Genomic DNA, 16,344 nt, shown 5'->3' on the forward strand with positions numbered 1-16,344 from the left:
AGCCGTAGGAAACATAACCATGTGTGAGCGATGCTGCCGCCGACTTCGGCGACTGCATCGCCCTCCCGGTTCACGTATGCGACCAGAGACGACTCGGAGTTTTCGCCATCTAACCCTTGAAGAACGTAGGCCTCGAATAGCGAAGCAATCTAGAAGGAGTGCTTACCAAGCGTACTTCATCCCTGCCTGTGCCTGGCCAGCGACGTACCCCTGCCCCCCGACTTCGAAGCCCACCGTGCCCCAAAGGCTCAGTGCCTTTGTCACGTTGCCCTGCACACCGAACTTCCCCTCGAACCGGTTCGCAGGGAGTGCATCCCGGATTGCCACTCCATCGAAGCTGATCGACTGCGAGGCCGGGCCGTGCCACCAATTCGCCTCCGCAAACGGACGCACCTGCCTCACACCTGCGTCATCCTTCACCTCCCCGGACAACCGCACACCCACTCGCGTGGTCACGCTTGTACCGGACTGCCCCGATACCACCGTGCCATTCTGTTCAGTGTGCGTGTTGGCATGGTAATTCGACACAATCACCTGTGCCTGCGGCACGACGAACAGACGCGCCTTACCATCGTCGTGCACCGGGAACGAATATCCCGCTTCCACTGACGCGGCCAGATTGCGCGAGTTGTATGTCTCGCTCGGTAACCCCTGACCGCTGACCTTGTTCTGGAAGATCCCAGCCATCATCCAGCTATCCACGTACGGGCCCGTCAAAATGTCCTTGTTGCCGTACCACGTACCGTAAAGCCCAGCGTTATAGCCATCCACCGTGCCACGTGCGCCCAAGACACCGTTGCTCGCGCGATTGCCGCTTGAACCATAAGCCCCCATCACGCCAAGGCGCACGCTGCCATCGCGGCCATCGCTCGTGCGCCACACATCGCCGCCCACATGCACCATGTAGTCGGTGTCCGCCAGGTCCATACCATTCGCACCCGTGCGCGAGCTCGTCTTGCCGACCACTCTCACCCACGCACTGTTATCGTGAGCCTGGCTCGGATCCTGAGACACCGTTCCAGACGTCTCACTTTGCCGGTCATGCAACGTGTGGAACTGCATCGTCTGCGCGAACAACCGGTTGTTCAGGTACGCCCCCACCTCCGGCCGCACAAGCGGCTGGACCGCAGTCGGAAGCGGCAGGGTTGCACTCGGGGTTTGGGTCGGACACAGCGCGCTATTGTTCGAGCACTGATTGCCGACCGAAGTCAGGTACCAATCGTTGGCCACGCCATCCACACCGCCGCGGGTCAGACTGTAATCGTAGGCGCCCGCTACAATCGTACCCACGCCCGTACGGTAGCCATCCGACGCGTTCGACAAGCTGAACGCCGTCGGATCCGTGGTGCCGCCATTGATCGTCTCCACGACGCGAATGCCCTGCGTCGTCTGCGCTCCGCTGCCGCCGGCATTGTGAATCACCAGTGCCGAGGAACCCGATGCGTGCCCCCCGTCGATCACCAGCTTGTCGGTCGCCGAACTGTCACCGCCCAGCACCGTATTGAGCACGACCTGGCCGTTGTTGCCCACGTAGTTCCCCTGCACGGTCAGCGCGGTACCGACCGTAGCAGCCGTCCCCAACTTGACGGTCCCGGCATTGTTCAGGCTGGACAGCGTTTGATTAAAGCCGTTCAGATCCAGCGTTGCGTTGCTGGCCACCGTGGTCGCCGAAACCGGGCTCAACACATTCGCAGCACCTGCTTGCAGCACACCCGCTGCGACCGTCGTGTCGCCGGTATACGTAGCAGGCGTCATCAGAACGAGCGTGCCCGCCCCCGCCTTATTGAGAGCGCCACTACCGCTGATCACACCATTCGTGGTCAGCGTCGTGGACGAATCGACATCGAGCGTACCGCCCCCTGCATCAAGGAGGATGGCACGCTCCGTGGTGAACGAACTGGTCGTGTTCAACGCTCCGCCATTGAAGGTGAGTGCTCCGGTAGCGGCACCCAGATTGTCGTCCTCCGAAACCTGCAGCGTCCCGCCCTCAATCGTCCAAGGCGTCACGGCACTCGTCGTACCGGTCAGCGTCCAGGTGCTGGAACCACTTTTCTGGAACGCCGTAAAATCCTGAAACTGCTGCGTCGTGCTACCGGCAGGCGCAATCTGTGAAACGTCGAAAGCATCGGCAGGCGTCGTATTGCCGCCCAGAATCAGCGTGTTCGTTGCGCTCGCGCCGGGGGCATTGCTTACCACGCCGGTCACGCTATAGCCAGCGTCCAGTTCGAGACTGTTTTGACCACCGGTAAACGCAATGGCGTTGGCACGCGTAGCGCCATCGCTGGACAACCCGCCCGCGATCGTGCCGGAATTGACGATCGTGAGATCGGAACCGATGACACCTGCGCCGCCCACACCCGGAGCAGACCCGGTCCCGCCCGCTGCGCCGCCATCGCCCCCCTGGATGGTGCCGCTATTCACCAAACTGAACGACGACCCCGTCACGCCTGCGCCACCGGCACCGCCATCGCCCGATCGGTTACCGCTTCCATTGGCACTACCACTCCCACCCGCTCCGCCGGTGATGGCAAATCCATTGGTGAAGGTAATACCTGTATCCACGAGGCCTGAACCGCCTGCGCCTCCCGACGCACCACCGCCACCGAAAGTGGCCGTACCGGAATTCCCGCCTGCCCCACCCGTTATATTTGCGACGCTCGTCGTGCTACCGCTACCGCTCAGGACGACACCGGCGCCACCGCCACCGCCGGCACCACCGTCGGAGGTCGCACCTGATCCACCACGACCACCATCCCCACCATTCCCACCCGTGATAGCCCCGGATACGCCGGTAAGCGTTGTGCCAACAAATCCGTCGCCACCGCCACCGCCGCCACCGCCACCCGTGCCTGCCCCACCGCTGGGACTCGCCTGCCCAGCGCCTCCATTCCCCCCCTGCGGTATAGCAGCCGTTCCCGCGACCCCACCCATCCCACCTGACGCACCGTTCAAACTGGTACCCCCCACACCACCATCACCATTGGCAGCACCGCTCGCGCCACTTGAGTCGGGATTCGGAGCAACACCACCCAGGCCATTGACGCCACCGCCACCGCCACCACCACCTACGGCCTTACTCACGGGAGAACCACCCGTACCGTCAGCCCATACGGGGGAAGTCAAGCCCAGAATCAGCGCAGCGATCGAGGTTCTGGTGAGCCAGACACCATTGAACCGGGGAAGCCGGTCAAACCAATCGAATCCATCGGCACGACAACCGGTGTCGAACATCCCCTCCGTCGATACAGCACCACCCCGAACGGTCCCGCTGCGTCCAGCCTTCCCCCGTGCACGCGCGACTTCCGATGCCACCACAAACTGCCCGACAGCATTATTCCAAACGACTCTGAAAACCCTATTCATGTTGGATTCCTAAACATTTTTTACAATCTAATCTTGTGTGTGTTGCCTATATTCTGAGATCTACTTTCTACTTCATTTAACGCTACTCCACACTCCTTACTATTCAGCAGGCTGCTCGTTGCACAGTGTCAAGGTCAACATCGTCAATGCACAGATCCACCGGATCCGGCAGTCGTCTGCAGATCCGTTGCGGAAACAACGCCCTGATCAGGTGGCATGTTCACAACTTGCTGCGCGATCAGGGCGCCCGCTAACTGAACGCGCTGCTGTGCCGGCAACACGAACCCTAGCCAACCGAAGTTCGGATGGTTGAACGCGATCAGTGTGTCTTGCTCGCGCTGCGGCGCAAGCTGTGTATGCCAGTGTGGCCAGAGGGCGACTGGCATTCGTGTTTCAACGAACGTGCTCGGGTTAGGCGCGATTCGGGCACGCGCCTCACCCAATTCGTGGATAAGCGCAGTTAATTCTTCTGCACTGTATTCACCGACTAACTGCAACAGTACGGTGCCGGTCGATGTTATCTCCACCGTCATGATTGGCTCCTTATTTCCACCTTCTTTCTGGACGTTGAAGACATCCTTGAGCTTCGCGGGTTTCTCAAAATCCCGAAGCGATGTCCACAACGACACGGCTCAGCACGTTCTTGCACGTGCATCGAGCTTGTGCGTTGCGGACGATCTACTGACGTTGGCAAGCAGATATCCATACCGCGTTGGCTTCGCAAAGCATTCGTCACGATTAACCTCAATCAACCTTGACCTGGAAAAGTACTTGTCCGGTCGAGCCTGCGGGCAGCCCACCGGTAAACTTCCAGCTCACCGAGCCTGTGCCACCGGCAGCTTGCGCCGCGGTACACGCCACCGCCGCAGCCGGAGCAGGATTGGCGGGAGTGTTTTTGACACATGCCGTCAGCGTGGCAGGTGTCGTCCCCGTTGTGCCTGACACAAAGGTCGTAAACGCCGGTGTCGTGTCATTGATGACGAGATTGGTGATCGCCGCCGGAGCGTTGTTGGTATACGTAATTCGATACTCCAGCACGTCGCCGGACTTGGCCTGGTTATTCACCCCGAATGCATCACCTGTTGTCACATCGCGTACTTCCTTGAGCAACGAAAGCGCGCTGCCGCCAACCGTCGTCACGTCGTCCAGGGTGTAGTTCGCACTCAGGCCTGCCCACCTCTGATTGGTTGCAGTAAAGGCCGCCTGTACGGTCGCATCATTCTTGTTACCGTTCTGTGCTGTGCCAGGAATGAACTCCTGTACCACGATGCACACAGCCTGCCCGGCCACCAAAGACTGCCCACCGCCCGCCGGCGGGAACAATTGCGCGGCCCCCGCCTGGAGCGTGCCGCTACAGGTTGGATCAGCAAAGATCTTCTCGCTCCAACCCGCGAGGGTCGGTGTAGACGTAGCACTGGGCACGGTAAACACCACGGTTCCGACTGTGCCGGCCGTAAACGTATGCGCATAGCTTACTGTGCTATCAGGCACGCCCGACTTGGCGCCATTGGCTACAAACGTGTTATTGGGAACCACCCCCCAATTGAAATTACTGCCCGTACCATTCCATCCCACGGTAATCGTGTCAGTCGCGGTCGCATAGGAATTGAAATATCCATTTACATGTACCCCACTGCTAGGAAATGCGACATTAATAGGCGGGCCAAACGACACCCATGTCGAAATCATACCGCCAGGATTAGTTTTCTGAATACACAGATTGGTGTTGGTTGCCACCGACGATGGGACAGCAAGGTTGTAGACACCTTGAGCGTCCGTAACCGTCGTTCCATATACGGTCCCCGCACAGTCACTCAACGTCATCGTGACGCCTGCGAGTATTTGTTCAGCACCATTGAGAATACCGTCATTGGCCGTTCCGCCACCAACACCTGTATCGAGGAACACTTTGCCGGTGATCGTTGGCTGCAAGACCGGCGCGTTCGTGATCGTACAACTGATGCTCGCACCACCTACCGGCGTGATCGCAAAGCCAGACGACGGCGAATACGCGACGTTGTTCGGCAGGCCCGTTTGCGCGCCATTACTGTCCGTACATGAAATCGTCCCCGAATACATGGCCGATGATGACGCACTACCTGAAGCCATCGCTTCAGTCAGCGTATAGGTCGTGCCGGCGCTGGCCGTAAAGCTGCCGGTCGTGCCACTGCCTGAGTTCACAGTCGTGCCCGAGCCCGCCGTCGTGCTGCTGCCCGTACCGTTCACCACTGTGCCGCTCACCCCACCCGTGCGGATCGCCACCGTGAACTGATCCGAACTTGCCAGACGGCCCGTGCCTCCCAGTGCCTTCTTCAGCGTGATCGTCGGCGACACCGGTGCGTTCGTGATCACACAGCTGATATTTGCCCCCGCTACCGGCGTGACTGCAAAACCAGACGACGGCGAATACGGGACGTTGTATGGCAGGCCCGCCTGCACGCCATTGTTGTCCGTACACGAAATCGTGCCCGTGTAGAGACCGATCGACGAAGTACTGCCAGGCGCCATCGCCTCAGTGAGCGTGTAGGTCGTGCCCACGTTCACCATGACGCTGCTCGTCGTGCCGGTACCAGCATTTACCGTCGCGCCAGAGCCCGTTGTCGTGCTATTGCTCGTGCTATTCATCACCGTGCCGCCAACACCTCCTGTGCGGATCGCCATCGTGAATTGATCAGAATTCGATACTCGCCCTGAGCCAGCCAACGCCTTAGTCAGCGTAATGGTCGGATTGGCAGTGTTCGTGATCGAGCAGTAGATCCACGTATTTGCCATCGGTGTGATGGTCACGCCCGACGCCGGCGAATACGGTGCGCCAGACGGCAATCCCGTAGTCTGCAAACCGTTGAAGTCCGTGCAAGTGACCGTACCTGAATATGCAGCCAACGACGAGGTGCTACCTGAAGCCATCGCCTCGGTCAACGTATAGGTCGTGCCCGCACTTGCCGTGACAACGCCGGAGGTACCGCTGTTTGAGTCCACCACCGAACCCGAACCCGTCGTCGTACTGTTGGCCGTGCTATTCACAACCGTGCCACTAACACCGCCCGTCTTGATGGCGACCGTGAATTGGTCAGTATTCGACACACGTGCATTATTCAACGCCTTCTCAAAGAGGATGCTTGGTGCGCCCGTCGGTATGTTCGTGATCGTACACTCGATCAGCGCACCTACTACCGGCGTAATGTTTAGCCCAGACGATGGTGAATACGCCTGATTCGTCGGCAGCCCCTGCTGCAGGCCCGTGCGGTCCGTACACGAGATCGTGCTCGTATAGTCCGCCAACGATGAAGCACTCCCCGCAGCCATTGCCTCAGTCAGCGTATAGGTTGTACCCGGTATCAAACCAACACGGTTCGTCGTGCCACCGGTCACGGTCGTGCCAGCGCCCGCCGTCGTACCGATGGCCGAATTGGTGTTCCACGAGCCGTTATTGTTGATCATGCCGCTCACCACGTTGCCATTAACGCCCCCCGTCTTAACGCTAACCACAAACTGATCCGTCATCGCTTTACGGCCCGATCCACCAAGTGCCTTGGTCAGCAAAATGGAGGTGTTGCTTACATTCGAGTTCGTGACCGTACACCTGAGTACAGCTTGTACTGATGAAGTAAAAGCCGCCGGAAGCCGTTGGTTCGTTGGCAATTCTGTCGATAGGCCACTATCATCCACACATGTAACCATACCACCCCAAGCGGCAGCACCAGGATACGAATTACCCATCCACAGGTCCCCTGTGCTCGAGGTCTCACTAATCACAATATCCCCAACTATTGGAACGGTGCCTAATATCCAACCAGAGTCGGTCGAGCCGAGTGGAACGGACACAGGAGTACTACTTGTTTGTGTTCCGGATGCATTCTTAACAATCAAATTTCCAATGAAACCACCAATATTATTACCGGAAGCACCAGGATAAGGTATTAATACCTTTCTCAACTGCACACTACCGACGATGGCCGATTTGTTCGTGATCGTACAGCTGATGTTTGCCCCCGCCACTGGCGTGATATCTATCCCCGACAATGGCAAAGGCTGGTTCACCGGCAAGCCAACCTGCAGAGCATTGCTGTCCTGACACGAAATCGTGCCCATGTAGGTGCTCTTCGAGGAAGAATTACCAGATGCTAGCGACGAGGAACTGCCAGGTGCCATCGCCTCTGTAAGCGTGTAGGTTGAGCCCGGACTCGCGTTGACACTTATATTGCCGCCACCAACCGCTGAGCCACCCCCGTACGTCGTGCTGGAGTTCGTCACTACGCCTCCAGAACTAATCGCCAACGTGAACTGATCGGAATTTAAAATCCGACCGCCGCCAGCAATTACCTTAGTCAGGGCAATCGTGGCACTAGGAGGATATATATTCACAGATGTAATAACAACAGAACCATCTGTGCCATTTACGCCATTCCCTTTACTATTGGCAGGCCCTTGCCCACCCTTTCCACCTAGCCCGCTGGGACCAGTACTCGGATTTAGCGCTGGCGGTGTAATAATCTGAGCCGGTAAAGTGGAATAATAGCAAGACGATCCGACACCGCCACCGCCCGTGGTTATTGAGGAGTTGTCAGGTCTGAAATCACCCCCACTCCCTCCAACAAACCCACCGCCACCCCCGCCGCCCCCACCGCCGTCGCGGGCGGCAATGGATTTCCCTGGATTACCTGCCGACCCGCCATCACATCCCGCGAAAGACGATAGGGACGTAATAGCGGCGACACTTCCCCCAATACCTATGCCGCCGTTACTATTAGCCGCACCGCCACCGCCGCCGCCACCACCACCAGCCTGGATAGTCATACCATTAGTTGATACAAGCGTACTACCGCCTCCGCCGCCGCCAGAGCCACTTGTATTCATCTCCATGCCATTCACAACCGAATTGAACGGCCCACCGCTCGCTCCACCGGGCCCACCGGCGCGCCATCCGGTGCCCCCGGTAGTCGCATTCCCCCCGTCCCACGTCCAACCCGCTTGGCCGCCTCCACCCACGGTACCAGAGAGAACCTGCCCCGGTGTAACAGACAAGACCGTACTAACACGTGCCCCATTACCGCCAACGCCCCCTACAGCAAGCCCAGCCCAATCGGCCCCACCGCCACCGCCGCCGCCGCCAGTGGCCGACACGATCACGCCCGTCACGCCAGCCGGCACGGTATATGTCCATTGACCCGCCGTGTTCTTCGAATACAAAACCGTCTGCGCCATAGCGGCATGCGCCATAAAAAGCCCGCAGAGACTCGCAATACCCACGCGAATCACCTTCGCAAAACGCTGGCTGCGAAGGTGATAAGCGACAGAACGCAATTGGCTCAGGCGCTTTTTATTCATCCGTTCAGAAGCGACGTCTTCACTCATGGCAAATTTCAACCTGTCTTGCTGTGGATCACGCCACGTATCACGACGACACAGTCCATTATTCAGCCGTAAATCCGGCATATCCGATTTAAGTGTCTCGTTCATGATTTCTGCGTCCCCGAAATCTCAATCACCACGCGGCGGTTCAAAGCCCGTCCTGCAGGAGTAGCATTCGATGCAACCGGCTCACGCTTGCCTCGGCCCTCGGCACGAATGCGGCTGGCATCCACACCGTGTGCGATCAGGTAGTCCCGTACGGCATTGGCACGCCGCTCGGAGAGCACCTGGTTGTAGGCATCCTTGCCAACCGAATCCGTATAGCCGATCACCAGCGCCAAGTCGTAATCAATCGAAGCAAGCTGTTTAGCGAGCTTGTCCAGCTCGTCCCTACCTGCCGACAGCAGTTCTGACTTGTCAAACGCGAACAGCGTGCCGGCTTGCAGCACCACCTTCTGCGGCACAATTTCCGGCTCGATCTTCGGCGCCTCTTCAACTACAGGCGTGACAGGCTTCGACTCGGGCGGCTTCGGTGCCATATATCCAGTCGGCTTGAAGCCAAGCGTCGTTTCGTCGAACTTGTAGCGCAGTCGGATATACGCCCCCCTGGACGTATATTCCCCTGCCGTCAGATCCCGATCCGACAAGCCAATCACGTTGTACCCAACCGAAAACCAGAGGTTCTTCATGACGATGTAGCCCACCTCCAGTCCAGCGGATTTCTGCAGAGCGCCACCGCTGCCATGCAGCATGGCTCCCTGGACGCCCATATCCCACTTCTTGTTGATGTCGTGCGTCCAGCGCAGTTGCAGCAGTTGTGCTGCATAAGTGCTCTTGAGCATCCCATCGTCCTGCGTCGAGATCTTGGCCGCCACGCGCCCCATGACGTAATCGCCCGGTTGCGGATTCACATTGACGTGCATCGACACGATGTGCGTCCGATAGTCACCCGGCAGACTGATGTCAGAGCCGAAAGCATTACCGCTGATGGCGCCCGCTGTCGTCAAGTTGCCTCGAATTCGCTCGGTCCTGTACTCGTAACGAGCCAAGGCATTCCAGACGTCCTGATCGACCGGACGATAGGCGATGCCGATCTGCTCACGTGAGAGCGTGCGCTCATTGCCGTCCTGTTGACCGTTACCTTTCGTACTGCTGTAGATACCGCGCGCCAGTACGCTCCAGTCGGGATTCAACTTGAATGCTACGCCGGCACTGGCCAGCAACGTATTCGAATCGCTGCCGTTGCGTGCTTCAAGCACGCCGCTTGCGCGGAAGGTGCTCGTTCCATATTCGACACCACTTACGACGGCGGTCGAATCTCCAAGTCCGTTCACGCTGCCGTTGGAGGCACCTTGACCAAACGCACGCGTACGCTCGACACCTCCAGTCACGCTCAACTTGTCGGTTACCTTCACCGTGTTGCGCACACCCAGGGCGGTCTGAGCCGCACGACCGTCCAACGAGTCGGCCAGGCGGTATTCGTTATAAATACGCCCGCCTTCCATGTAGTTGCTCTCTATCCCGAGGATGCCCTTGTTACGGGTCACCGACGTATTACTAAAATCGTAAAGACTCGACGCCAACTCATAGCGACCATAGATTCGCGTCTTGTCCGTGACGGCATAGCTGCCGCCCACGGCCGCCATATGCCGGCTACCGTCGCGCACGTCCTGCTCGCCTTCCACGAAGACCTGCGCCTGCGGCACATACGGCACGTTCGCAGTGAGGCGGCCGCGCACGGTCGTGAGACTGTTCTGGCTGCTGTCGATCGAGTTGACAGAATTCGCAACGGAGCCGAGACCTGTCACGGATGAGCCCGCCTGGTTCGAACCAAACGCACCGTTGTAGCTCGACACCTGGTTGTAACTGAACATCGAGGCCGAACTCGCCGAACTGGTCACGCCATAGCGCATACCCAATTCGCCCGAGAGCATGTCGCTAATACGCTTCAGGACACCCACGGACGCACCGCGGGTTGAGCCGTCGGAATACGCATCCTTGCTGTAGAGCAGCTCGCCGCGTGCCGCCGTAGTCGGGTCGATCCGATATTCGGCACGCGCGTTCGCTTCGGTCCGTCCGGCGGCGTAACCCGCGCCCGGGTTGTCGAAGCCGGTACTCGAGCGAGCCACCTGGGCCGTCACACCGAGCTTCTCGGTCTGATGGCGGACTTCCAGGCGTTCGGCATTGCCTACATCGTTTTCGTCGGATTTCGTGCGCACAGCTTCGGCAGCGACGCTCGTGTTTTCGCCGATGCGTCCCAACGCCGTCACGGCGAGCAAATCACGCCGGTTCTGCGGATCGCGGTCGGTGTTGGCCACGACACCCAACTGCAGGTTCTCGCCCACCTTGAACTGCGCATCCGTGCCCGCCACCATGTATTTGGGGCCACCGTTGTCCACTTCATAGGTGACGCGAATCGACTGCGGATTCAGCATCTCGTCGCTCGACGCAATCGGACGCGTAAAGAGAATACGCTTCGAGAGCGGCTCAATCGTGTAGTCCACAAAGCGGACCATCGCCGTACGCTGCAGAATCAGGTTCGGCTGGTTACGATCGCGCACCAGAATTTCGATCTGCTCGCTATTGGCGACCAAATCCCCCGTGCCTGCCAGGTAGTACGGCCCCGAAATACCGCGCGCCGGGAATTCCTCGACCTGCTGGGTCTGCGACGTACGCGATGCGTAGCTGGTCACGCGGGCATTGTCGGTCTGATAGACGTTCTTGATACCCGTGAGTGTGCGACTGATCTGGCTGAGCTTGCGCACTTCCGCGCTGCTGGCCGTCATGAAGTCGCCGTACAGCAGATAGGAGCGGTCCTTGTCGACACGCACATATAAGCGCTGCGAACTCTGCGCATCGAACCCGCGCCCCGACGAGTCCCCATAGATCGGATAGAACTCGTCCGGACGAATGTCCCGGAAAAGACGATCCTGGCTGGACTTGCCGGTATCGAGTGCTGCAGTCAGCAGATACTCGCCCTTGATGGCGCCCTTCAAGAAGAAAGCCGTCCGGGCACCCGCACGCGTATTCCCGTCGCCCTTGCCGATGGCACTGAGCTCTTGCTCAAAGGCCGCACCGGCCGGCGTCTGCCCGATCGCCAGTTGACCGCGGTTAGACAGATCGATCGTGCCTTCCACAACACCGACCGCAATCATCGGACGCAGATCCGGCAAAAGCGCCAGACGGACTTCCTTGACGAAAGAAGCCGCGGAGACCCGAATCCTCACATCGCCCGGCGTGCCGGGAGGAATCAGGTGGAATGTTGCCTGACCGCCTTCCACGAAAGCTTGCAGCCCGGGCTCATTCGGATTCAGATCCTCTTCGGCCCAACGTCCTGCATCAGCCTCGAGCGTCACCTGCGTGCGAGCCGTTATCGGCACACCCGCAGCATCGGTCAGCACGACCTTGATCGGCACCGGAGTGATCAAATCCGCACGCGCCTTGCTCGGCACTTCGACACGGATCTGGCCGAGCTTGTCCGGCGCGGTGATCTGGATTTCCTGAGGCGCGCCACGCGTCACCCCAAAATCATCGACCACATCCAGCCGCAGGGTGTTCAGGCCCGGCTTGAGCACCACGCCGATATATTCCCACGCAGTCGTCTGGGTGCGAGGCAGCGTTGCCTTTTTACCCACACGCTTGCCATCGATGACGGCGCCGTTGACCGTCAGGCGCAACGTCGTCCCGGCCGGGCCCTTGACCCGGACGTTAATACTCTGCGTAGCGACCGTATCGTGGTCTTTCAGTTCAATAAAGGCTGGCGTGTTGTCGAGCTGATGCATCAGGGATTCGAGCTCGACGACACTGCCGGCACCTTGCGGCAGCAAAGGCAGCGCTGCGGGCTCAAGCGTGCCGCTCGACGGGTTGGGGCCAGCTGAGCCGATGGTGCCGACGCTCGAGGCAACGCCGCCATCGGGCAGACTGCGCGTGCCGCCCATGACAGACTGGACAGGCATCGATTGCGCAACACCGCCCTGCTGGGCCGACGCAAGCGTGCCGCCCAGCCCCTGCCCCGAACCATTCAGAAAGACATCGCCACTGCCAGACCGGGTCGTGGGCAATGCGATCAGCGGGTCCGTAATCGATATCGTCGGAGTCGTGGCGCCGCCGAGACCCACGCCATCGATCTGACCTGAGGCAGGCAAGGCACGCGTGTCGCCCACGGCAATCACTTGCCCCGTCGGGTCCAGTCGCTGACGTACGAGCGCCTCGCCGTCGGTATCCGCACGCTTGGCCACGAGTTCGCGGCGTGCCTTGACCTCTTTCATGACATCCGGGTCCTCGCAACCGAGGATCGGGAAATTCCCCTTTTGAAACTCCCCATTTTTGAGGTCCAGGAAGCGGCTTTGCGGGTCTTCCGCGTTACGGTTGTCCAGCAGCTCAATCGAGGCGCCGGCCGGCAGCGTGGTCTGGTCCAGACGCAGCACGTGGGTCTTGGGCGACAAGCCATACAGACTCCACTTACCCTCGCCGTCGGTCACGACATTCGTACCATCCTCGAGCCACAGACGCACGCCGGGGATACCCGGTTCATCTTCACCGCTCTGAACACGATCGCGCCGGCAGTCCATGTACACCTTGCCGAATGCAAAGGCTTCGTCGGAGAACACGCCCCCACTGATCATGATGGTTGCGGTTGCCTCATTGGACTGGTATCCGGGAGCGCTGGCGCTGGCGCGGTTAGTCGCACTGCCTGACACCTTGGCGCCCACACCGACCCGTACGCGATAGCGCACCATGATGCTCTCGTTCACATCCAGAACCTGGGTCGGGAAGTTCCAGACCAGGCGTGGACCAGCGCCGCCTTGCGGATCAGCGACCACCGTACCGTTGAGCCGACTACTCCGGCTGACGTAAGCCAGCCCCGCCGGCAGCGTGTCGCTGAAATTGACGCCCGTGATGCGCACACCGGTCTTGTTGGTGAGCGTAAGCGCGTAGTCCACGAAATCTCCGAACTCCACCTGACGCTTGCTCGCTTCCTTGTGCAGCAGCAAACCGTTGGTTGCACCCGGATCGAGCGGAATGTGGTTGTGGGACGGCGCGCACACACTTCTGTTCGTACCGACACCCGCGTTTTGCGACAGGTAATACGTAGTGGGTTCGCTGCCTTGCGGCGGGGTCGCATTGGGCACGATCGTGCCGCACGACGCATAGGTACCCGCGGTCGGGGGAATTCGCTGCGAGCGGAACGTATAGGCGCTACCGGCAGGCGGTGTCACCGTCAGCGAGTAGGTGCACATGCCATTGAGCATGTAGAACGACCAGGTTCCATCCGCCCCCGTCGTCACGGAGACACTGCCGTCTGCGTTATACGTCTGCGTCGACATGCTGCCGTTGAGGATATCGGCGGGCATGATGCTGCGCGGCGTCGCCGTCGTGCAGGACTGGCGAGCCATGGTCACCACGGCACCGGCGATGGGTTGACGCGTCACCGCATCGTAGACGGTCCCCTCGGGCGCAACCAGCAAGGTCTGCGCACTCGTCATCGCTGCTGCCAGCACCGACGAAGGCGTCACATTGATCGTGTTCTGCGCCAGCGAGGCTGCCCAAGCCTTGTTCGTCACCGACACGGCTGAGCCATCCACATTCGATTTCTCGGTCACACGCACCGTAAAACTCGCGGTTTCGGTCTGGCCGACAGCCAGACCACGTGTGCCATCAACCAGGCTAAGCCCCACTTCAGTGGGCAGGTCATACGGATTGCTGCTCGCGAGCTTGGTGCGATCGCACTGCGCCGCACCTGTGAAGCTAGTGGACGGCACCAGATAACCGTTGTTGACCTTGACCGGACCCGTCAACTGCCACCCGGAGATTTGCCCCGTCGATACATCCATATCGAACGTGCAGTTCAGGTTGTCGATCAGACGCACATTCGGCGCATCCGTCACGCCGCTGTTGGTGACACTAATCGTATAGTCCAGGTCATAGATACCCGCGCTCACGAAGCGCGAGACCACTGACTTGGCAACGGTCAACGCCGGCATTTGGGTCGAGACGTTCGCACTGGCCTTACCCGACACGACAGGGGGGCCGCCCACGACCAGCGCCGCGTTTGCAGTGACCTGGTTGGTGAGCGTTGCGGGGCGTCCCGTGGTATTGAACCGCACGGTGAACTGGACCGTGACATCGGCCAGCGGCGGCAGCACCCCACTTGCGGCGAGCAGGTTAGCCTGTTTGCTCGTGCCATTAAACGCCGTGTTCGCAGCAGCCACCGTGCCGCCTACCGTACCGTTTGGCGCAACGATCTGCACGGTGCCTGGCAGCACCGTATATTGATTGACGCCGGGTACCGATGCCGTCGTATAGGTGCCGAACTGGGCGTCACTCGTCCCGCCCGCGCTCTCAAGAATATCCGGTACCTGCATACCGTACAGCCATGCCGAGCCCGTATTCTTGACGTTGATGCTGAAGACCACATCCGACGTACCGTTAGGGCCGCCGCCGCCGGCGTTCATATTGGCGATCGCCGTGCTGGCGGTCTTCGTCACCGTCAATTGCGCGGGCTTGAGCGGAATCAGCACGACGTTCGAGGGCGACAAGGCCGGCTGGGTGCCATCGTTGTAATAGCTTTGCGCGACGTTCGTGATGTCGGCGGTAGCCGTACTCTCGACGATTGCCCCAAAACTCATCTGAATCGACGCATTGCGTGCGACGACGCCAGGCGCCGGCACGCCGATCGCGACCTCGATGGCCGATGCATCGTCCGCACCTGTCCGATAATTGAAAGGCGCGTCACCCGGCAAACGGAAGAGTCGCAATACGCCAGGGGCCGTGCTCTGCAGCGACCCCGCGATGTATTGCATGCCGGTGGGAATCGCGTCGCGAACCAGGATCAAAGCAGTCGGCTTGCCATTCACGACAATGCTGGTCGCGCCCGGCAAGGCTGTACTCGTGGCCTGCGCATCCTGCGCACCAATGTTCGTGCCGTTGACCGTAAAGTCCACGCGCGTCGTGCCGGGCACCACAGGGCCGCTGTAGACAGCCGACTTGGTCAGTGACAGCAACGCTGCATTCGTAATCGTGACTGTGTCGTGATTGGTCGCGCTGAGCTGCTGGGCAGCGGTCGTGGCACTCAGCGTGAGACATGCACTGCCGCTCGTCACATTGGGGACCGTGCCTTGCACCAGCAAGCTTGCGGTCTCGCCAGGATTCAGGGTAATCACCCCGGGCGTATTGAGCGCGACGACCGGATCACCGGCATCGACCACACCGTTGTTATTGACGTCACGCACCAAGCGCAACGCGCTCAGACTGAAGGCGCTCGCCGAGCAGCCGGGACCATCGTTGACCCAGTTGAGCGTGTAGCTAGACTGCATGTTGCCGGTATTGGTCAGCAGGTGAGTCAATGTGACCTGCGCATTGGGCGGTCGCACGACGTTCTGGTCCTGCGTGAGCGTGAGCGCCTCCACACCGGCAACGATCGCGATGACCGTATTGGATTGCGCGGTCTCGGTCTGTGTGTAGCCCGTAGGCACATAGGTCGCGCTCGCGGTACTGACAATCTCGAAGTTAGCCGGCGGCGGTGCGGAGAATGCCGATGACGTTGTCATGACCGCCCCGATGAGGGCAGCCAGACACATCAGCCATATCACTCGAATCCAGCTTATTTCTCGCAGCCTTCGTGCTGCG

4 protein-coding genes are annotated in these 16,344 nt (G+C 59.9%); all 4 read right to left on the reverse strand.

From position 1 onward, the window contains the following. Window positions 1–162: 162 nt before the first annotated feature. Complete coding sequence (locus tag HWX36_RS02845) at window positions 163–2,562, reverse strand: autotransporter outer membrane beta-barrel domain-containing protein (RefSeq protein ID WP_244136303.1); 2,400 nt, start codon at window positions 2,560–2,562, stop codon at window positions 163–165. 944 nt (window positions 2,563–3,506) lie between these two features. Then, the gene (locus HWX36_RS02850) at window positions 3,507–3,986 is read right to left on the reverse strand and encodes a hypothetical protein (RefSeq protein WP_175950753.1); all 480 of its coding nucleotides are present in this window, start codon (window positions 3,984–3,986) and stop codon (window positions 3,507–3,509) included. A 121-nt stretch (window positions 3,987–4,107) separates the two neighbouring features. Continuing rightward, window positions 4,108–8,823 carry a DUF11 domain-containing protein gene (locus HWX36_RS02855; RefSeq protein ID WP_175950754.1) on the reverse strand — a complete coding sequence of 1,572 codons (4,716 nt, stop codon included), beginning with the start codon at window positions 8,821–8,823 and terminating at the stop codon, window positions 4,108–4,110. After that, the gene (locus HWX36_RS37565; RefSeq protein ID WP_175950755.1) at window positions 8,820–16,265 is read right to left on the reverse strand and encodes an OmpA family protein; all 7,446 of its coding nucleotides are present in this window, start codon (window positions 16,263–16,265) and stop codon (window positions 8,820–8,822) included. Before HWX36_RS37565 ends, HWX36_RS02855 begins: the two co-directional genes overlap by 4 nt. Window positions 16,266–16,344: the final 79 nt, after the last annotated feature.

Source organism: Burkholderia sp. BCC0405 (genome assembly GCF_902833075.1).
In the GTDB taxonomy this organism is placed as follows: domain Bacteria; phylum Pseudomonadota; class Gammaproteobacteria; order Burkholderiales; family Burkholderiaceae; genus Burkholderia.